Origin of the sequence: Streptomyces recifensis (genome assembly GCF_002154615.1) — a bacterium.
In the GTDB taxonomy this organism is placed as follows: domain Bacteria; phylum Actinomycetota; class Actinomycetes; order Streptomycetales; family Streptomycetaceae; genus Streptomyces; species Streptomyces griseoluteus.
Map to the genome: position 1 here is coordinate 1 of NZ_MUNH01000159.1, position 19,135 is coordinate 19,135.

The following is a 19,135-nucleotide window of genomic DNA, read 5'->3' on the forward strand; positions in this document are numbered from 1 at the left end:
CCCTCACCCACTGGGCCGAGGCGCGGCCGGACCGGGACGCGCTGCTGGAGATGGCCCCACCGTTCCGCACCCCGGACCCCGGCGACGTGGCGGCCACCCTTCCGGCCCCCCTGTCCGACCCCGACGATCCGGGCGCCGGAGGTGTGCTCACCGAGAGCCGCCTGGCCCTGCGCCGCAGGGACGCCGAGGGGGCGGCCGAGCGGCTCGCTGCGGCGGGCCTGCCCGACTGGCACTGGCTCACCGGCTGGTACTGCGGCCTGATCGCCCTGGCCGACGGGCACCCGCAGCGGGCCGCCGTCGCGTTCACCGAGGTACGCAGGGCGCTGCCGGGTGAGCTGATACCGGGCCTCGCCCTCGGCCTGTGCGCCGAACTGCGCGGCGACCGCACGGCGGCCCGGTCGCACTACGGCACCGTCTTCGACACCTCCCCCGCCCTCGGCGCGGCCGGTTTCGGGCTGGCCCGCGTACTGCTGCGGGCCGGGGAGCGCGCCAAGGCGGTCGAGGTCGCCGAGAAGCTGGCCAAGGAGTTCCGCTACGAACGCGAGGCGGGCGTGGCGGCGGTGCGGCTGCGCGTCATGGTCCGCCCGGACCTCGCGCCTCCCACCGAGGACGACGTGGACCGGGCCAGGGCGGCCCTGCCCGGCCTCGACGTGACCGACGCGGTGGCCGCCGCGCTCCGCGCCGAGATCCAGTACGCGGAGTTCCTGCGCACCCGCGACCGGCTGAAACTGTCCGACGCCGTCCGCGCCCTCGGCCCGCACGCGTCCACCGAGCGTGAGTACGTCGCCCTGGTGGATCTGGCGAACAAGCTGCGTCCGGCCTTGCGTTGGGGATGGTGGGGAAAGCGCGACAGATCGGGTCACACCCGTTCCGGAGCCGCACCCTGACCGCTAAGCTTGTAAGACGTTCCGTCGATGACGGGAGCACGCTCCGCAACGAAGCGCAGCGACAGATCGGGTGGTGCCGGTGGGGGACAGGACACCCTTGGGGCTCAGCTTTGCCCTGGAAGTGGACTCGCCCGCGGACCTGCCCTTCGACGAGCGGCGCGCGGACGCCCTGATCACCGTCACCGCACACTCCGCCGCCGGCCCGTCACCGCGGGTCCGGAGCGCCCAGGTCCTCATCATGGACCGGTCGTTGTCGATGTCCCGGCACAAACTGGACGAGGCGAAGCGCGCGATGCGCGCGGCCATCGACACCCTGCGCGACGGCACCCTGCTGGCCATCGTCGCCGGCAACCATCAGGCCGAGGTGATCTTCCCGCCGACGGGCGGTATGGCCGTCGTGGACGCCCGGTCCCGCGAGGACGCCAAGCTCCGGGTCGCCGGGCAGCTCGCCGAGGGCGGAACGGCGATCGGCCAGTGGCTCGACCGTGCGCGTGATCTCTTCGCCTCGGTGGAGTCCCCCGGCACGGTGCGCCACGCGGTGCTCTACACGGACGGCAAGGACGAGCACGAGACCCCCGAACAGCTCGCGGAGATCCTCGCCTCGTGCGCCGACCGGTTCATCTGCCACGCACGGGGCCTGGGCGAGGACTGGCATCACGACGAACTCCTGCGCATCACCCAGGCGTTGCACGGCACCGCCGAGGCGGTCGTCACCATCGCGGACCTCACCGAGGACTTCACCCGCCTCATGCGGGAGGCGCAACGCATCGTGGTCCCCCGGCTGTACCTGGGCCTGCGCCTCAACAGCCGCTTCCGGCTCGCGTTCGTACGGCAGACACGCCCCATCGAGGCGGACTTGACGAGTCGTCAGTCACGAGACGGCGAAACCCATGTCCCCCTGGGCTCCTGGCCCGCCGAATCCCGCCAGTACCAGGTGTCCCTCCGCTTCGACCCCGACACTCTGGCCGTCGACGAGCTGATGCGCGCCGCCCGTGTCACCCTGCACGCCGAGTTCCCCGACGGCACCCGCCGCCCCTGCTCCGAGAGCGCGGCCATGGCCGTACGCCGCCGAGCGACCCCCGGCTTCGGCATGGTCCGCTCCCCCGACCTGACCCGCGTCGAGAACGAGCGCGAACTCGGTATGGCCATGCGCGCCTGCGCGGACGCCCAGCTGCGCGGCGACCTCGACCGCGCGGATCACGAACTGCGCCTGGCGACCGGCCTCGCGGAGTCCCTCGGGGACACGGCACGCCTGCGGCTGCTGCGCGCGGTGGCGACCACCGGCCCGGACGGCCGGCCGCGGCTCAGGCGGGACGCCTCCCGTGGACAGATGCTCCGCATCGGTGTCGACTCCACCAAGACCGTGAGCCGCCCGGCCGAGTCGCGTGAACTCTCCGTGCGGGACACCGGTCTGCCCCGGGTGTGCCCCAGGTGCGACACGACGGCGACCTCCCCCGCCGCCAAGTTCTGCGAGGAGTGCGGCCACCCGTTCGGGGCCGGAGGCCCGGTGGACGCGTGGTGACCGGGGGGTGGCCGCGCGCGCCCCACACGGTCGTGATGCTGCGGTGGCTGCGGGCGGGCGTGCTGACGATGGTGGCGGTGACGGCGCTGCTGTACCTGGTGGTGGCGAACAGGGCCGAGGAGCAGATCACCGCCGCCGACCGTACGACGACGGCCATCCGGCACATCGGCGCGGCCTACGACCAGGCCGGGGCGGCCGACACCGCGCTGAAGGCCGTCTCCCGGACCGGCGCGATCGACCTGATCGGCACCAGCGGCGACTTCGCCAACGCCACCGCCCGCGTCAGTTCCCACCTCACCTCGGCCACCGAGGGCAACGCGGCCGGGGAACAGGGGCTCAGCCACATCCAGTTCGTTCAGGGCCAGTTGACCACCTGCGTGCAGTCGGCCAACACGGCGGTCCTGGACGGCAGACCGGGCCTGGACCGCGCCCGCGACGCGCTGGACGACGAGCCCGAGTACGACGGCGGGGACCCGGTCCCCTTCACGGGCGGCCTCAAGCAGTCACTCATGGACCTCAAGGCTCTGGAGGCCGACGCCCGCGACCGCCAGCGCAGCTCGGGCTGGCGGGACCCCGCCCTCCTGCGGACCCTGTTCCTCGGCCCGCTGGCGGTCGTGATGCTGCTGGCCGGCGTCACCGGCCGTCTCGTCGTCCACCGCTTCCGGCGCTACCCCGGCCCGGCCCTCGTCCTGGCCCCGCTGGCCACCGCGTCGATCAGCGTCCCCATGTGCACGATGAACCCGCCGAGCGTGGCGATCGCACTGCCCGTGCTCGCCGCCGCCGGTGCGCTCGGGTACCTGGCGTACCGTCCCCGGCTCGCCGAGTACAGGTTCCCTCGCCCATGAGACGGCCCACGGCACCCCTCCTGCGCTGCGCCCTGATCCTCGGGCTGCTCCTGGCGTCCGTCTCGTGCGGCGGACCGGAGCGGAGCAAGGTGACGATCATGGTCCCCTGGTCCGGCACCGAGTTCCAGGCGTTCTACGCGGTCGTCAAGGACTTCGAGCGCGGCCACCCCGGCATCGACGTGGAACCCCAGGTCACCCGCGCCCTCACCCAGCAGCTCGACGCGGCGGTGGGCGCCGACGCCAAGCCCGACCTGGCCGTACTGCCCAGCGTGGGCGCGATCACCAAGTACCGGGCGGAGGACGCGCTCCGGAAACTCGACGTCGACACGAGCGCGTACGTCGAGCCCTTCCGCGCCCTCGGCACGTACCGCCGGGATGTGTACGCGGTCCCCGTGAAGGCCGACCTCAAGAGCCTGATCTGGTACGACGCCCGGTCCACCGAGCCGCCTTCACCGGGCCGGCCCGGCCGGTACCGCTGGTGCCTCGGGCTGGAGTCCGGGCCGACCTCCGGCTGGCCGGGGGCCGACTGGATCGCGGACCTGGTGCTCTCCGGGGCGGGCGTCGACGCGTACACCGACTGGGCCTCAGGCACCGCGGAGTGGGCCGAGGGGCCCGTCAGGGACGCGTGGACCGCGTGGGGGAAGACGGTGGGCGCCGGCCTGAAGGGCGCGACCGCGCGGAACTTCCGCCAGGCCGCGGGCAGCAAGGACGCGCGAGGGTGTGCACTGAGCCACGGCTCCCTCTCGGCGATGCCGTTCAGCTCCGCCCGGGTGCGCGACGACCAGTACACCTACGTCCCGTCCTCGCGCGACGCCCTGGAGGTCTCGGCGGACTTCGTCGGCAAGTTCACCGGGAACGAGGGCGCCGACGCCTTCATCACCTACCTGGCGAGCACCGAGGCCCAGCGGACCTGGGTGAACGAACCCGGCTTCGCGGTCTCCGCCAACCGGAAGGTGACGGAGTACGACAACGCGATCCAGGGCCGGATCGCCGGGATACTCCGCTCCCCCGACTTCACGCTCTGCTTCAGCGCCGCCGACGCGATGGACCCCGATGTGTCCGCCGCGTTCTACCGGGCGGTGCTGGACTACGCGAACGGCAAGGAGCCGGGGCCACTGCTGACCGCACTCGACAAGGTCCAGCAGCAACTCGGTTATCGCTCGCCCAAGTCCGCGCCCACCCCGCTGTGCAGCACGCCGAAACCCCGCTGACCTCCAGGAGACCCCATGGCGGACGCCATCCAGTTCACCCTCGACGACGGAACCCGCGTTCTCGTCGCCCCGCCCACCCGCACCGGAACGGGGGCCGTGGGCCTGGGCACCCGGCTGGAGAGCGCGGCAGAGAGCCTGCGGGAGGCCCTGCGGCCGGTCACCGCCGCCGCCTCCGAGGTGATCGGCCAGTTCCGTGAGGTCGCCCAGCGGCCCGACGAGGTGGAGGTCACCTTCGGTGTCACCCTGGACGCCAAGCTCGGCGCCGTCCTGACGAGCGCGGGCACCAGCGCCCACCTGGACGTCACGCTCCGCTGGAGCGGCTCCGAGCCCGCACTATGACAGCTGACGCTCCGTCACCTTCTCCAGACGGGCCCGCTCACCCTTGGCCGACCGTGCCTGCTCCAGCAGCAGCCGGGCCGAACGGCCTTGCAGGTGCAGGGTCATGAGCTGGTTGCCGAACCAGGGGCCGCCCGTGTGCCGCCAGACGACGGGGAGTCGAGCGCAGCGTCCGTGCCGGGCGAGCAGGCGTCCCAGCGCGCGTGCCGTCCGGCTCCAGCCGAAGCGGAAGCCGAACCGCATCGACCGGGGTACCGAGTTGTGCACGGGCGAGCAGGTGAGCTGAGTGACGCGGGAGTCGACCTCCGTGGACCTCCAGGCCGGCTCGGCGACATAGGCGTGATGGACGTCGCCGGAGAGGACGCTGATCGTGGCCGGTGCCTCCGGGCCCGAGCCGGCCTCGGCGATCAGGTCCGCGAGCATGGTGAACGACGCCGGGAACGCCGCCCAGTGCTCCAGGTCGGCCGCCCGGCGCAGCCACTCCCCGAACCGGGCCCAGCGCGGGCCGCGTTCGCCCCGGCACAGCGCCGCGTCCCACGCCTCGGCGTCGTGCACGAGGTGGGGCATCAGCCAGGGCAGCGAGGTCCCGATCAGCAGGTGGTCGACGTTCTCGCGGTCGGCGAGCGCCTGCTCGCGCAGCCAGCGCTCCTCGGCCGGGTCGAGCATCGCCCGCTCGTCCTCGGCCAGCACCCGCGCCGCCCGCGAGTCCACGATCAGCACGCGTACCCGGCCGAAGTCGCGGCGGTAGCTCCAGCGGGTCGAGGCGGGGTCGGCGTCGGCCTCGGCGGCGAAGGCGCGCAGCGCGTCGGTGCCGTCGGCGGCCGAGGTGACGGCGGTGTACAGCGGGTCGGCGGCCAGGTCGGCCGGGGCGAGGTTGCCGATGTGCTGGTAGACCCAGTAGGACATCAGGCCGCTCAGCAGCCGCTCGCGCCACCAGGGCGTGGCCCGCATGTCGGCCAGCCAGGAGGCGGAGGTGTTCCAGTCGTCGATGACGTCGTGGTCGTCGAAGATCATGCAGCTCGGCACGGTGGACAGCAGCCAGCGCACCTCCGGGTCGAGCCAGGACTCGCGGTACAGCCCGGTGTACTCCTCGTAGTCCGCCACCTGGGAGCCGGGCGGTTCCTCCAGGTCGCGGCGGGCGGCGATCCGCTTCTGGGTCTCCTCCGAGGTCTCGTCGGCGTAGACCTGGTCGCCGAGCAGCAGCAGGACGTCGGGGCGCTCGCCGCCCGCGACGAGCCGGGTGGCGAGGGTGTCGAGGGCGTCCGGACCGGCCGGGTCGTGGCCGCCGTCGGCGGGCGGCGCGGCCCAGCGGCAGGAGCCGAAGGCTACCTTCAGGCCGTCGTCGGGGCCGGGGACGCGAATGCGGGACGGCGGGAAGGGCGAGTCGGCCGGCGGCCACACGGACTCGCTCTCCAGCAGCACCTCGTACTCCGCCTCGGTGCCGGGGGTGAGACCGGTCACCGGTATCAGGGCGTAGTGGTGGCCCGCTATGTGGAAGGTGTGCGCGGTGCCCTTGGCGCCGTCGGAGCAGCGCACCTCCGCGGTGCAGGGGCCGCTCGTCTCGACCCAGACGGTCGCGGACGCGCCGTCGACGTAGCGCAGCAGGGGGCCCAGGGTCAGGCTCGGCAAGATGTCCTCCGTCCCGCCCCGGCCGGTGCGGGCGGGGCGGACCGTACGGTAGTCAACGAACAACGGGGGCCGACAGTCCCCCCCTCACCGCCCGGCCGGGATCGCCCGCGGCGGTGTCCGCCAGGTCGGCAGCATCGCGCGGGCCCACTACTCCGTGCGGGTGTCAAAACCCCCCGATCGGCGGCGTGTCGGCCGCTCAGCAAGCCGGGGTCCGGCCCGAACCGCAAGGATGGCCGTCACTGACGCCACGGCGCGGGTGGAACTCGAGCACCAGGAGAAGCGGGACCTGTGACAATCATCAATCAGCCCGAGCCGGCGGCTGAGGACTCGAGCGAGAACGAGCTTCTCATCCACCGGAGGCAGCCCGGCAGTGTCGTCGTCAAGTGGCTGACGACCACCGACCACAAGACGATCGGCACGCTGTACCTGTCGACGTCCTTCGCGTTCTTCCTGATCGGCGGCGTGATGGCGCTGCTCATTCGGGCGGAGCTGGCGCGCCCCGGAATCCAGATCATCTCCAACGAGCAGTACAACCAGGCGTTCACGATGCACGGCACCGTGATGCTGCTGATGTTCGCCACCCCGCTGTTCGCGGGGTTCACGAACTGGATCATGCCGCTCCAGATCGGCGCGCCCGACGTGGCGTTCCCCCGGCTGAACATGCTGGCCTACTGGCTGTACCTGTTCGGCTCGCTCATCGCGGTCAGCGGCTTCATCACTCCGCAGGGCGCGGCCGACTTCGGCTGGTTCGCCTACGCACCGCTGAATGACGCGATCCGCACCCCCGGTGTCGGCGCTGACCTGTGGATCATGGGTCTGGCCTTCTCCGGCTTCGGCACGATCCTCGGCTCGGTCAACTTCATCACCACGATCATCTGCATGCGTGCTCCGGGCATGACGATGTTCCGCATGCCGATCTTCGTCTGGAACGTGCTGCTGACCAGCGTGCTGGTCCTCTTCGCCTTCCCCGTGCTGGCGGCGGCGCTGCTGGCACTGGAGGCGGACCGCAAGTTCGGCGCCCACATCTTCGAAGCGGCCAACGGCGGGCCCCTGCTGTGGCAGCACCTCTTCTGGTTCTTCGGCCATCCAGAGGTGTACATCATCGCGCTGCCGTTCTTCGGCATCGTCACCGAGATCATCCCGGTGTTCTCCCGTAAGCCGATCTTCGGCTACATGGGCCTGGTCGCGGCCACGATCGCGATCGCCGGTCTCTCGGTGACGGTGTGGGCGCACCACATGTACGTCACCGGCGGTGTGCTGCTGCCGTTCTTCTCCTTCATGACGTTCCTCATCGCGGTCCCCACAGGCGTCAAATTCTTCAACTGGATCGGCACCATGTGGCAGGGCTCGGTCTCCTTCGAGACACCGATGCTCTGGACGACCGGCTTCCTCGTGACGTTCCTCTTCGGCGGTCTGACCGGCGTCATCCTGGCCTCGCCGCCGATGGACTTCCACGTCTCGGACTCGTACTTCGTGGTGGCGCACTTCCACTACGTGGTCTTCGGTACGGTCGTCTTCGCGATGTTCGCCGGCTTCCACTTCTGGTGGCCCAAGTTCACCGGCAAGATGCTGGACGAGCGGCTCGGCAAGATCACCTTCTGGACGCTGTTCATCGGCTTCCACGGCACCTTCCTGGTCCAGCACTGGCTGGGCGCCGAGGGCATGCCCCGCCGGTACGTCGACTACCTGGCCGCCGACGGTTTCACGGCCCTGAACACGGTCTCCTCGATCTCCTCGTTCCTGCTCGGCCTGTCCATGCTTCCGTTCTTCTACAACGTCTGGAAGACGGCGAAGTACGGCAAGCCGGTCGAGGTGGACGACCCGTGGGGCTACGGCCGTTCGCTGGAGTGGGCGACCTCCTGCCCGCCGCCGCGCCACAACTTCGTCACCCTCCCCCGCATCCGCAGCGAATCCCCGGCGTTCGACCTGCACCACCCGGACATCGCGCGGGCGGAGCGCGAGGCGTACGCCATCGGGCACTGAGTCCGGAGACCACCATGACCAGACTGCCGGGGCAGGAAGCCGAAGGCACCGGCCTCGGCAACGAGGTCGAGGGATATCTGCTGTGGCAGGCCACCATCGCGGTGGCCGAGCAGCGGGCACGGGAGTTCGTCGAGCGCATGGACTGGCTGACCACGGCGCAGCGCGAGGAGATCGAGCAGCTCTACGTCTCCGACAGCCTGTGCCGTGCCAAGCAGGACCTGGAGCGCATCGCGGCCCGCTGCCGGTCGCTGCGGAGCGAGTACGAGGAGCGCTATCGCGTGTTGCGGCTGCGCTGTGTCGGATACACGCTGGGCGCGGCGGCCGGTCTCACCTCTGCGGCGGCCGCCGCGCTGACGCTGAGCCGCTGAGTGGCTGAGTGGCTTGACGCCGAGTCGCTTGCCGCCGAGTCGTTGCCGCCGACCGGAAGGGACCCCCTCGTATGAAGATCGCCGTCGTCGGAGCGAGCGGATTCATCGGATCACGCCTGGTGAGGAAACTGCGGTCGGAGGGCCACGAGGTCACCGCGCACGACCGTTCCACCGGGGTCGACCTGCTGACGGGCGAGGGCGTACCGGAGGCGCTGGCGGGGGCCGACACCGTCGTCAACACGATCAACGCCCCCGGCTTCGACGAGACCGCCGTCCCGTTCTTCCGCACCACGACGGAGACGCTGCTGAACGCGGCCGACCAGGCCGGGGTGGGGAACGTGGTCCTCCTGTCGATCGTCGGCATCGACCAGGTGCCGGACGTGGCGTACTACCGGGCGAAGCTGGAGCAGGAACGCCTCCTGGAGGCGGGCCCCGTCCCGTACACGATCGTGCGCGCCACCCAGTTCATGGACTTCATCGAGCCGATCATGTCCTGGACGACATCGGGCGACACCGTGCGACTGCCCACCACGCGCCTCCAGCCGGTCGCCGTCGAAGACCTGGTCGACACCCTCGCCGAGGCCGCCACCGCCCCTCCCCGCAACGGCATCATCAACATCGGGGGCCCGGACGTCTTCCCCTTGGACGAACTGGCCCGCCTCACCCTCCGCGCCCACCCGGACGGCCGGCACGTGACGGTCGACGAGGAGGCCGGCCTCTTCGGCCGGGTCCCCCGGGACGCCATCGTCGCGCCCCCGGACGCCCGCGTGGGCAGCACGTCCTACGAGCAGTGGCTCCAGCATCAGCACGACGCCTGAGCCCACGGAGGAACGACCCAGGGCCGGTCTCGGATGACTCCGAAACCGGCCCTGATCTGCGACTGTCTCCGGTCTGAACTGGGCGGACACCGGTGCCCCGCGGATGGCACCGTGCCCTGACCGGCTCAGGAGCACTCAGGGAGTGTGGATCACATCCACGTTGGTCACCTTCGCGCAGATCGCGAATGCCTGGAGCGTGCCCGGGTTGTTGGGGTCACTGTTCGTGGCGTAGGCCCACCACGTCTCGTTGCCGATCGGCCTGCTGGCCGCGAGGTTGTAGCGCTGGACGTACGAGTTTCCGGCCTTCACCTCGGCGCCGCCGCCTGTGAGGACCTCCCCCGCCGGACACGTGGCCGAGGCCGCCGCGTCACCGGCATATCCGTTGCCGGGCGATACGGGCAGCGTGACCGTCTTGCCCTCGACGATGTGCATCGTTCCCGTACCGGCAGCTGTCGCGAAGCCGGTCGGTCCGACCAGCATCGCCGCAGCCGCCGCTGCCACGAGACCGAACTTCACCGCGCGCTTGACCACTGAGGTCTCCTTACCTTTCTGCGGCGAGAGGGGAAACCCCCTCCGCTCGATCACCATGCTGGCGTCAGACATGACCGACACGCCCGAATGATGAAAATAAGGGCACTTTCCGTGGAACCAACCGAAAATTCCGCTTAAGAATCCAATTGACGGGGATCCTTAGAGGCTTTCCGAAAACCTATGCAGCGGCGAGTCGTTCGAATTCTGCGGGCCCGGCCGACGGTCGCGTACCGGCCCCGCAGCCGACAGCCCTGTCACCCGAATGGCGCAACATGACGTGTCACCCACATGGAGGTAGATCAGCCTGAAAAGTGCCCCACCCGAGGCAATCCGTGAAAGGGAAAACACATGCGCATTCGACGACTCCTCGCCGCCGTCATCGCCACGACAGCCCTCGCCGGACTCGGTCTCGCAGGGGCCGCCACCGCCACCGCGCAGGGGGCCGCGTCCAACGTCACCCCTTCCGAGTGCAAGCAGGGCGGCGGAACGCCGGATCTGACGGACAACCTCTGCAAGGGCGGTTCGCACAACGGGGAGAAGATCGACTAACCCGCACCAGGAGCGCCCCGCGGTCCCGCGCCTCGGGGCGCTCCCGCGCGAGTGTGGCCCGGAAAGTCGCATAAACCAAGCCGACCGGCCAGCGCTGCAAAGGGCGTCGAGGAGAGGACGGGTTGCACCTGTCTCGGCCCGGTGCCCGCGGGCGGCTGCCTCGCGCGGTCCGCTAACGCGGTTCGTGGGCCGCCGCCCGGCAGGCACCGGTCGCGGCGCCGCCCGCCACTCCGGCCCCCGTCAGCCCGGTCACACAGCTCTGCAGGTCTCCGACCACGCCACGGCCGCAGGCGGCTGTGACGGAGTCGGAAGCGGTGGCCCCGGCCAGTTCGGCCATCCGTGCACAGGCGGGGATGTCCGCCCGGGCCGCGGGAGCGGCGAGGACCGCACCACCGAGGGTGAGGGTCAAGCCGGTGAGGGCACCGGCGATACGGGTCGACGTGCGCATGGGACACACCTGCCTTCGGGGGTAGTCGCGCGGCCATGGTCCCGGCGGGCCGGATCCACGCGGTGAGGCGGCCCGGCGGCGTTCGGTGAGTGATGCCCCGGCCGGCGGGCTCACGGAGTGACCGCGCCGTTCTGCGTCGCATCCCTTGAGCCGCGCCGGGACGTGGTCGCCAGGCGTGTGGAGAGGGCCCCGGACCGATGAGACGCACTCGGACCTCCACGAGCGGGCCCCTCACTCCAGCGTCGCATCCTCTTCCCCGCCCGTCCTGGGCATCCGGAAGGCGGGCGGTCCCCGACTGGCCCCGGAGAACGGCCGAGGGCCGGTTGCGGATTTCTCCGTAACCGGCCCTCACCAGCGACTTCGTAAAGTCGGGACGACAGGATTTGAACCTGCGACCCCTTGACCCCCAGTCAAGTGCGCTACCAAGCTGCGCCACGTCCCGATGCCGTTTGACCTGGGGTTTCCCTGGTCGAAACGCGCAGGGAAACTCTACCGCACTCCGGTCGGTGCTCGCGCACCGCCCGGTTGTTGACCTCAACTGGGCTTGAGGTTGCAGGATCGTCGGCATGACGATCACAGCGGACCACGGCTACGACGATCTGCCCCGCCTCATGAGCCTGATGACCGGCGACGAGAAGCACGGCTTCGCCGCGACCTCCACCCTCGACGTGCTGTGGGTGCTCTACGACCGGGTGCTCGACGTCACCCCCGAGCGGGCGGGGGCGACGGACCGGGACCGGTTCCTGCTGAGCAAGGGGCACGGGCCGATGGCGTACTACGCCGTGCTCGCGGCGAAGGGGTTCGTGCCCGAGGAGTGGCTGCCCGGCTTCGGGTCGTACGACTCCCCGCTCGGGCATCACCCGGACCGGGTGCTCGTGCCGGGGGCGGAGATCGGCAGCGGGTCGCTCGGGCACGGGCTCCCGCTCGCCGTCGGCAGCGCGCTCGGGCTGCGGGCGCAGGGGCTCACCGATCCGGCCGTGTGGGTGCTGATCGGGGACGCCGAGCTGGACGAGGGCAGCAACCACGAGGCCATCGCCTACGCCGGGGCGGCCGGCCTGGACCGCCTGCACACCGTGGTCGTGGACAACGCCTCCGCCAGCCACGCCCTGTCCGGCGGCATCGCCGCCCGGTTCGAGGCCGCGAACTGGTCCACCGCCACCGTCGACGGACGCGACCACGCCGCGCTGTACGAAGCCTTCACCGCCCCGCACCCCGGCCGCCCGCACGCGGTCGTCGCCCGTGTGGAACCGAAGAACGCCCGCTGACCGGATCAGAAAGGCCCCCCTCGTGGAAATCATGGAAACCATGCGTGACCGGTTCGGCACCGTCGCCTCCCGGCTGCTGGACGAGGACCCACGGGTCGCGGTCGTCCTCGCCGAGATCGGCCGGGACGCGTTCACGGACGCCGCCCGCCGCCACCCCGACCGGCTGATCAACGTCGGCATCCGCGAGCAGCTCCTCGTCGGCGCCGCCGCCGGGCTGTCGCTCACCGGGATGCGACCCATCGTGCACACCTTCGCCGCGTTCCTCGTGGAGCGCCCCTTCGAGCAGGTCAAGCTGGACCTCGGCCACCAGGACACCGGCGCGGTGCTGGTCAGCGCGGGCGCCTCCTTCGACTGGCCGGCCGGCGGCCAGACCCACATGTCACCCGGTGACGTCGCCCTCCTGGACACCCTGGACGGCTGGACCGTGCACGTCCCCGGCCACCCCGACGAGGCCGAGACCCTGCTCCGGCACGCCGTCGCGGCGGGCGACGACAAGGTGTACGTACGTCTCTCCCTCCAGCGCAACCGGCTCCCCCTCCCGGTCGACGGCGCCCGCTTCCACACCGTGCGCGAGGGCCGCACCGGGGTCGTCGTCGCGGTCGGCCCGATGCTGGACGCCGTCCTCGCCGCGACCGAGGGCCTGGACGTGACGGTGCTCTACGCGACGACCGTCCGCCCCTTCGACACGGCCGCCCTGCGCCGGGCCACCGAGGCGGCCGGCACCGACGTGGTCCTGGTCGAGCCCTACCTCGCCGGCACCTCGACCCGCGCCGCCACGGAGGCCCTCGCCGACGCGCCGCACCGCGTGCTCGGCCTCGGCGTCGGCCGCCGCGAGCTGCGCCGGTACGGCACCCTGGACGAGCACCTCGCCGCCCACGGCCTGGACGCCCGGGCCTTGCGGGAACGGATCGGCGCGTTCGTCGGGGCGGGCGCGGTCAGCGCCTAGCGCTCCTGCGGCACCCCCAGCCCCGGATGCTCCTCCAGCAGCCGTACGGGGGCCGCCTGGCGCCAGGAGTCGGCGAGGATGTCCCTCAGTTCGTCCTCGCCGTCCAGCGCCGCGAGTCTCGCCCGCACCCAGGCGAAGCCCGCCTCGTGGTCCGCGATCCAGAACTTCTCCGGCTCGGCCAGCACCAGTTCGTCCCGCTCCTCCTTCGGGCAGCGCACCGCGAGGGAGGTCTCCTCCTCCGGGAGCGTGGCGAACATCTTCCCGGCCACCCGGAAGGTGGGCATGCTCCAGGCCGTCTTCTCGGTCGTGTCCGGCAGGGACAGGGCGATACGGCGTACGTCTTCTGCGTCCGGCATGCGACGCACCGTAACCCCCGGCACTGACAACGGCCCCGGCTCAGCCCTCGGCCGCGGCCTGCCCCAGCGCCTCCAGCACCGGCCGGATCAGCGGATGCCCCTCCGCGCCCCGGCGCACGGCCGCGAACACCCGCCGGGTGGGGGCCACCCCGTCCACCGGCCGTACGACCACGCCCGTCAGGTCCATGCCGCGCAGTGCGGAACGGGGTACGAGGGCCACGCCCGCGTCGGCCGAGGCCAGCGCGACCACCGCGCGGAAGTCGTCCGAGGAGTGCTCCAGACGCGGCTGGAAGCCGGCGCTCTCGCAGGCCAGTACCACCACGTCGTGACAGGGGTTGCCTGGATACGGCCCGATCCACGGGTCCTTGGACAGCTCCGCGAGCGGGACCTCGGCGTCGTCGGAGAGCCGGTGCCCGAGCGGGACGACGGCGTCGAACGGCTCGGCGTACAGCGGGAGATGGGTCAGCCGGGGGTCGTCGGCGGGCGGCGCTCCCCGGTACTCGACGGCCACCGCCACGTCGACCTGCCGGTCCAGCAGCATCCTGAGGCTCGCGTCGCCCTCCGCGTCCTGCACCCGGATTCCTATGCCGGGCGCCGACCGGCCGAGCCGGGCCAGGGCGGGCGCCACGACCTGGGCGATCCCGGTGGCGAAGGCGGCGACGGTGACGGTCCCGGCCTCGCCCTTGCCGTACGCCGCCAGCTCCGCCTCGGCCCGCTCCAGCTGGGCGAGGACGGCGTTGGTGTGACTGAGCAGGATCTCGCCGGCCGGGGTGAGCCGTACGCCCTTCGCGCCGCGCTCCACCAGGCGGTGGCCGGTCTCCTGCTCCAGCGCCGTGAGCTGCTGGGACACGGCGGAAGGGGTCAGATAGAGCGCGGCGGCCGCCGCCGTGACCGTGCGGTGGTCGGCCACCGCACGGAGGATGTGGAGCCGCCGCGCCTCGATCATGCCGCCATTATCGCAAGGCGGCCGTGCGGGTCAGCCCGCCAGCTCGGCGCGGGCCGCGATGAAGGCGTCCACGGCACGGTCGACGTCCTCGGTGGAGTGCGCGGCGGAGAGCTGGACGCGGATGCGCGCCTTGCCCTGCGGAACCACCGGGTACGAGAAGCCGATCACGTACACGCCGCGCTCCAGCAGCAGTTCGGCCATCCGGCCCGCCTCGGAGGCGTCGCCGATCATCACCGGGGCGATGGCGTGGTCGCCGGGGAGGATGTCGAAGCCGGCCTCGGTCATGCGGGAGCGGAACAGCGCGGTGTTCTCGGCGAGCCGCACCCGCAGGTCGTCGGCGGACTCCAGCAGGTCGATGACCTTCAGGGAGGCGGCGGCGATCACCGGGGCGAGGGTGTTGGAGAACAGGTACGGGCGCGAGCGCTGGCGCAGCAGGGCGACGATCTCGGCGCGGGCCGCGACATAGCCGCCGGAGGCGCCGCCGAGGGCCTTGCCGAGGGTGCCGGTGATGATGTCCACGCGGTCCATGACCCCGTGCAGCTCGGGCGTGCCGCGACCGCCGGGGCCGACGAAGCCGACGGCGTGCGAGTCGTCGACCATGACCATCGCGTCGTAGCGGTCGGCCAGGTCGCAGATCTCGGCGAGCGGGGCGACGTAGCCGTCCATCGAGAAGACGCCGTCGGTGACGATCAGCTTCCGCCGGGCGCCGCCCGCGGTCGCCTCCTTCAGCTGGGTCTCCAGGTCGGCGAGGTCGCGGTTGGCGTAGCGGAAGCGGCGGGCCTTGGACAGGCGGATGCCGTCGATGATCGAGGCGTGGTTGAGGGCGTCGGAGATCACCGCGTCCTCCGCGCCGAGCAGGGTCTCGAAGACACCGCCGTTGGCGTCGAAGCAGGAGGAGTAGAGGATCGTGTCCTCCTGGCCGAGGAACGCCGAGAGGCGGGCCTCCAGCTCCTTGTGGACCTCCTGGGTGCCGCAGATGAAGCGCACGGAGGCCATGCCGTAGCCCCAGCGGTCGAGCGCCTCGTGGGCGGCGGCGATCACCTCGGGGTGATCGGCCAGGCCCAGGTAGTTGTTGGCGCAGAAGTTGAGGACCTCACCGGGGCGGCCGCCCCGGGTGACCTCGACGGTCGCGGACTGCGGGGTGCCGATGACGCGCTCGGGCTTGTGCAGTCCGGCGGCGCGGATCTCGTCGAGGGTGGCGCGGAGGTCGTCGCGGACGGTGTCGAACATGGGGGGCTCCTTCGAAGGTGCTGACGGGGGTTACGCGGTCCAGTCCAGGATCACTTTGCCGCCCTTGCCGCTGGCCGCGTCCTCGAATGCCGCCTCGTAGTCGCGGTAGTCGTACCGGCCGGTGATCACGGGGGCGAGGTCGAGGCCGCCCTCCAGGAGGACCGACATGGCGTACCAGGTCTCGAACATCTCCCGGCCGTAGATGCCCTTGATGGTGATCATCGAGGTGACGATCCGGGACCAGTCCACCGGGAACTCCTGCGACGGCAGGCCCAGCATGGCGATGCGGCCGCCGTGCGTCATGTTGGCGATCATGTCGCGCATGGCCTCGGGGCGGCCGGACATCTCCAGGCCGATGTCGAAGCCCTCACGCAGGCCCAGCTCCCGCTGACCGTCCGCGATGGTGGAGCGCGAGACGTTCAGTGCCAGGCTCACTCCTATCTTGCGGGCCAGTTCGAGGCGCTCCTCGCTGACGTCGGTGACGACGACGTTGCGGGCGCCCGCGTGCCGGGCGACGGCCGCGGCCATCAGACCGATCGGGCCCGCGCCGGTGATCAGCACGTCCTCACCGACCAGCGGGAAGGACAGCGCGGTGTGCACGGCGTTGCCGAACGGGTCGAACACGGCGGCGATGTCCAGGTCCACGGGGACCCGGTGCACCCACACGTTGGACGCGGGCAGCGCCACGTACTCCGCGAAGGCGCCGTCGCGGCCCACGCCCAGGCCGATGGTGGAGCGGCACAGGTGGCGGCGGCCGGCGAGGCAGTTGCGGCACTTGCCGCACACCAGGTGGCCCTCGCCGCTGACCCGGTCGCCCACCCGGATGTCGGTGACGTCGCGGCCGGTGGACACGACCTGCCCGACGAACTCGTGGCCCACGATCAGCGGGGTGCGGATGGCCTGCTGCGCCCAGCCGTCCCAGGCCCGGATGTGGAGGTCGGTGCCGCAGATGCCGGTCCGCATGACCTTGATGAGCACGTCACCGGGACCCATTTCGGGCTCGGGCACGTCCATGAGCCGGAGACCGGGCTCCGCCTTCTCCTTGACCAGCGCCTTCAACGCTACGGCTCCTGTGGGTGAGGCCCGGCCGTACGGGCTCGCCGAGGCGTCCGCACCGGGTCCGAGGGGTGGAATCACCCCGCAATCTGCCGTATGCGCCGACCGGAATCCATCGAGCTTTTCTTAACCGGCGCCACAGGTTTCCTTCACGCGTCGGGGGCTTCGGCTCAACTCCAGTCCTATTTACGTTCGTTCAGATGGGCAGACCGTCGTCGGCGGCCCGTTCGATGCGTACGGCGAGTTCGGCGGCCATCCCCTTGATGGCCTCAAGCCCGGACCTGCCCCAGGTGCGCGGCTCGGTGTCGGCGGCGCACACGGTGCCGAGCACCATGCCGGAGCTGTCGATGAGTGGGGCGCCCATATAGGAGCGGATGCCGAGGTCGTCGACGATCGGGTTGCCGGCGAAGCGGGGGTAGTCACGGACGTCCTCCAGCACCAGGGCCTTGTGGCGGACGACCACATGGGGGCAGAACCCGTGTTCGCGGGGCAGCACCCGGCCGGTGCCGTCCTCACGGGTGAGGGGGCCGGTGGGCGGGGCACTGAGGCCGGCGAAGAACTGTTGCTGCTCGCCGATGAAGTTGACCATGGCGTACGGCGCGCCGGTGACCTGGGCGAGGTGGTCGGCGAAGGCGTCGAGCGCCGGTTCGGCGCGCTCCCCGAGGCCGAGGCGGCGCAGCCGGGAGGTGCGGGCCGGAGCCTCCTTGTCCTCCGGCGTGAGCAGCAGACCCCGGACCCGGCGGACCGGTTCGTACATCATGACCGCGCTCCCTGGGCGGGGGCTCCCTGCGCGGGCACGGGTGCCGGGACGTGGGCCAGGAGGTGGCGCACGAGGGTGAGCAGGGTCTGCACGCCGGAGCTGGAGATGCGGGCGTCGCAGGGGACGACCGGGACGGCGGGGCTCAGGTCGAGTGCGGCGCGTACCTCGTCGGGGTCGTAGCGGAAGGCGCCGTCGAACTCGTTGACGGCCACGATGAAGGCGACGCCGCGTTCCTCGAAGAAGTCGACGGCGGCGAAGCACTCCTCCAGGCGGCGGGTGTCGGCCAGGATGACCGCGCCGAGGGCGCCCTCGGACAGCTCGTCCCACATGAACCAGAACCGTTCCTGGCCGGGCGTGCCGAACAGGTACAGGACGTGCCGGGGGTCGAGGGTGATCCGGCCGAAGTCCATGGCGACGGTCGTCTCGACCTTGTTCTCGATGCCGTCCAGGTTGTCGGTGGCCGCGCCGACCGTGGTGAGCAGTTCCTCCGTGCTGAGCGGCGCGATCTCGCTGACCGCGCCCACGAAGGTCGTCTTGCCCACCCCGAATCCGCCCGCCACCAGGATTTTGAGCGCGGTGGGGAACGGATCGGGGCTGTACGGGTCAGAGCTGTCGTCGTAGTCCATCGAGCACTGCCTCCAGCAGAGACCGGTCAGTGGGGTTGTGGTGGAAGGCGGGGGGCTTGGTGGTCAGCGCCCCGCAGTCGACGAGGTCCGAGAGCAGCACTTTGGTGACCACGGCCGGCAGCCTCAGGTGCGCGGCGACCTCGGCGACCGAGACGGGCGCGCGGGACACGTCGAGCGCCTGCGCGTGCTCGGGGCCGAGATAGCCGAGCGGGGAGACTCCGGTGGCCATCACCTGGGAGATCAGGTCCAGCGCGACGCTGGGTTCGGTACGGCCGTTGCTGACGGTGAACGGCCGTACCAGCCGCCCGGCCGCGTCGTCGAGCCAGGGCCCCTCGCCCACGGCGGCCACGCTCACGGCCTCATCGCCGTCGGGTCGGCGGCGGGCTGACGGGGCGCGGTGACGAGGTACGGACGGACGCTCTTGACCAGCATCGCCATCTCGTAGCCGAGCACGGCGGCGTCGGCCTCGCGCCCGGCGAGCACGGCCAGACAGGTGCCGGAGCCCGCGGTGGTGACGAACAGCAGGGTGGAGTCCAGCTCGACCACGACCTGCCGCACCTCCCCGCCGTCCCCGAACCGGACACCCGCGCTGCGGCCCAGCGAGTACAGGCCGGAGGCGAGCGCGGCCATGTGGTCGGCGCTGTCCGGGTCCAGCCCGTGCACGGACTTCACCAGGCCGTCACAGGACAGCAGCACCGCGCTGCTGGTGTGCGGCACACGCTGCACGAGGCCGCTCAGCAGCCAGTCGAGGTCGGATGCGTGGGCGGTCGGCGCATCGCTCGCCATGGTGGATCGACTCCTTGGGGTACGGGGGGGCTGCGGG

22 protein-coding genes and 1 tRNA gene are annotated in these 19,135 nt (G+C 71.5%); 11 read left to right on the top strand and 12 right to left on the bottom strand.

Features of this window, described 5'->3' with window-relative positions:
• From CCN33_RS10415 to CCN33_RS10435, 5 genes are all read left to right on the top strand, one after another.
• Positions 1-887 (top strand): tetratricopeptide repeat protein (locus CCN33_RS10415; RefSeq protein ID WP_279628158.1); only part of this gene is annotated, 887 nt, incomplete at its 5' end.
• Positions 888-1,008: 121 nt separating this feature from the next.
• Positions 1,009-2,409 (top strand): VWA domain-containing protein, encoded by a 1,401-nt coding sequence (locus CCN33_RS10420; RefSeq protein ID WP_086693370.1) that lies wholly within the window; start codon positions 1,009-1,011, stop codon positions 2,407-2,409.
• A gap of 35 nt (positions 2,410-2,444) precedes the next feature.
• Entirely contained in the window at positions 2,445-3,254 is an 810-nt protein-coding gene (locus CCN33_RS10425; protein WP_140394503.1) for a hypothetical protein, read from the top strand.
• Positions 3,251-4,465: an ABC transporter substrate-binding protein gene (locus tag CCN33_RS10430; RefSeq protein WP_086693372.1), complete on the top strand. Its 1,215-nt coding sequence runs from the start codon at positions 3,251-3,253 to the stop codon at positions 4,463-4,465. Before CCN33_RS10425 ends, CCN33_RS10430 begins: the two co-directional genes overlap by 4 nt.
• A gap of 15 nt (positions 4,466-4,480) precedes the next feature.
• The gene (locus tag CCN33_RS10435; protein ID WP_086693373.1) at positions 4,481-4,804 is read left to right on the top strand and encodes a CU044_2847 family protein; all 324 of its coding nucleotides are present in this window, start codon (positions 4,481-4,483) and stop codon (positions 4,802-4,804) included.
• Here the strand turns inward: CCN33_RS10435 and CCN33_RS10440 are convergent.
• Entirely contained in the window at positions 4,799-6,430 is a 1,632-nt protein-coding gene (locus CCN33_RS10440) for an alkaline phosphatase D family protein (protein ID WP_086693390.1), read from the bottom strand. The two genes, CCN33_RS10435 and CCN33_RS10440, sit on opposite strands and share 6 nt — an antisense overlap.
• Before the next feature lie 288 nt (positions 6,431-6,718).
• Here CCN33_RS10440 and ctaD point away from each other — a divergent pair, with 288 nt between their 5' ends.
• The 3 genes from ctaD to CCN33_RS10455 all read left to right on the top strand — a co-directional run bounded on the left by ctaD (position 6,719) and on the right by CCN33_RS10455 (position 9,599).
• Entirely contained in the window at positions 6,719-8,413 is a 1,695-nt protein-coding gene (gene ctaD, locus CCN33_RS10445) for an aa3-type cytochrome oxidase subunit I (protein WP_086693374.1), read from the top strand.
• 14 nt (positions 8,414-8,427) lie between these two features.
• Positions 8,428-8,781, top strand: a complete 354-nt coding sequence (locus CCN33_RS10450) for a cytochrome C oxidase subunit I (RefSeq protein ID WP_086693375.1) — start codon at positions 8,428-8,430, stop codon at positions 8,779-8,781.
• Between the two features lie 71 nt (positions 8,782-8,852).
• Positions 8,853-9,599, top strand: coding sequence for an SDR family oxidoreductase (locus tag CCN33_RS10455; protein WP_086693376.1), 747 nt, complete (start codon positions 8,853-8,855; stop codon positions 9,597-9,599).
• A gap of 135 nt (positions 9,600-9,734) precedes the next feature.
• Here CCN33_RS10455 and CCN33_RS10460 read toward each other — a convergent pair whose 3' ends face one another.
• The gene (locus CCN33_RS10460) at positions 9,735-10,211 is read right to left on the bottom strand and encodes a hypothetical protein (RefSeq protein WP_140394504.1); all 477 of its coding nucleotides are present in this window, start codon (positions 10,209-10,211) and stop codon (positions 9,735-9,737) included.
• Between the two features lie 267 nt (positions 10,212-10,478).
• Here CCN33_RS10460 and CCN33_RS10465 point away from each other — a divergent pair, with 267 nt between their 5' ends.
• Positions 10,479-10,679 (top strand): hypothetical protein, encoded by a 201-nt coding sequence (locus CCN33_RS10465; protein ID WP_086693378.1) that lies wholly within the window; start codon positions 10,479-10,481, stop codon positions 10,677-10,679.
• Positions 10,680-10,851: 172 nt separating this feature from the next.
• On the opposite strand, the gene CCN33_RS10470 is transcribed toward CCN33_RS10465, so the two are convergent.
• Both CCN33_RS10470 and CCN33_RS10475 read right to left on the bottom strand, forming a co-directional pair.
• Positions 10,852-11,127: a hypothetical protein gene (locus tag CCN33_RS10470; protein ID WP_086693379.1), complete on the bottom strand. Its 276-nt coding sequence runs from the start codon at positions 11,125-11,127 to the stop codon at positions 10,852-10,854.
• Positions 11,128-11,495: 368 nt separating this feature from the next.
• Positions 11,496-11,569: transfer RNA gene (locus CCN33_RS10475), tRNA-Pro, on the bottom strand.
• Between the two features lie 124 nt (positions 11,570-11,693).
• Between CCN33_RS10475 and CCN33_RS10480 the strand changes: the two genes are divergently transcribed.
• Both CCN33_RS10480 and CCN33_RS10485 read left to right on the top strand, forming a co-directional pair.
• On the top strand, positions 11,694-12,392 hold the full coding sequence (locus CCN33_RS10480; RefSeq protein ID WP_086693380.1) for a thiamine pyrophosphate-dependent enzyme: 699 nt from the start codon (positions 11,694-11,696) through the stop codon (positions 12,390-12,392).
• Between the two features lie 31 nt (positions 12,393-12,423).
• Positions 12,424-13,338: a transketolase family protein gene (locus tag CCN33_RS10485; RefSeq protein ID WP_086693381.1), complete on the top strand. Its 915-nt coding sequence runs from the start codon at positions 12,424-12,426 to the stop codon at positions 13,336-13,338.
• Here the strand turns inward: CCN33_RS10485 and CCN33_RS10490 are convergent.
• From CCN33_RS10490 to CCN33_RS10525, 8 genes are all read right to left on the bottom strand, one after another.
• Positions 13,335-13,694: an MmcQ/YjbR family DNA-binding protein gene (locus CCN33_RS10490; RefSeq protein WP_086693382.1), complete on the bottom strand. Its 360-nt coding sequence runs from the start codon at positions 13,692-13,694 to the stop codon at positions 13,335-13,337. The two genes, CCN33_RS10485 and CCN33_RS10490, sit on opposite strands and share 4 nt — an antisense overlap.
• Before the next feature lie 40 nt (positions 13,695-13,734).
• Entirely contained in the window at positions 13,735-14,640 is a 906-nt protein-coding gene (locus tag CCN33_RS10495) for a LysR family transcriptional regulator (protein WP_086693383.1), read from the bottom strand.
• A 30-nt stretch (positions 14,641-14,670) separates the two neighbouring features.
• On the bottom strand, positions 14,671-15,870 hold the full coding sequence (locus tag CCN33_RS10500) for a glycine C-acetyltransferase (protein ID WP_086693384.1): 1,200 nt from the start codon (positions 15,868-15,870) through the stop codon (positions 14,671-14,673).
• Between the two features lie 30 nt (positions 15,871-15,900).
• Positions 15,901-16,929 carry an L-threonine 3-dehydrogenase gene (gene tdh / locus CCN33_RS10505; protein ID WP_086693385.1) on the bottom strand — a complete coding sequence of 343 codons (1,029 nt, stop codon included), beginning with the start codon at positions 16,927-16,929 and terminating at the stop codon, positions 15,901-15,903.
• 193 nt (positions 16,930-17,122) lie between these two features.
• A complete protein-coding gene (locus tag CCN33_RS10510) occupies positions 17,123-17,686 on the bottom strand; it encodes a GAF domain-containing protein (RefSeq protein WP_086693386.1) in 564 nt (187 codons plus the stop codon).
• A complete protein-coding gene (locus CCN33_RS10515) occupies positions 17,683-18,312 on the bottom strand; it encodes a GTP-binding protein (RefSeq protein WP_086693387.1) in 630 nt (209 codons plus the stop codon). Before CCN33_RS10515 ends, CCN33_RS10510 begins: the two co-directional genes overlap by 4 nt.
• On the bottom strand, positions 18,290-18,661 hold the full coding sequence (locus CCN33_RS10520; protein WP_086693388.1) for a DUF742 domain-containing protein: 372 nt from the start codon (positions 18,659-18,661) through the stop codon (positions 18,290-18,292). Before CCN33_RS10520 ends, CCN33_RS10515 begins: the two co-directional genes overlap by 23 nt.
• Positions 18,662-18,663: 2 nt before the next feature.
• Positions 18,664-19,098 carry a roadblock/LC7 domain-containing protein gene (locus CCN33_RS10525; protein ID WP_086693389.1) on the bottom strand — a complete coding sequence of 145 codons (435 nt, stop codon included), beginning with the start codon at positions 19,096-19,098 and terminating at the stop codon, positions 18,664-18,666.
• Between the last annotated feature and the right edge of the window lie 37 nt (positions 19,099-19,135).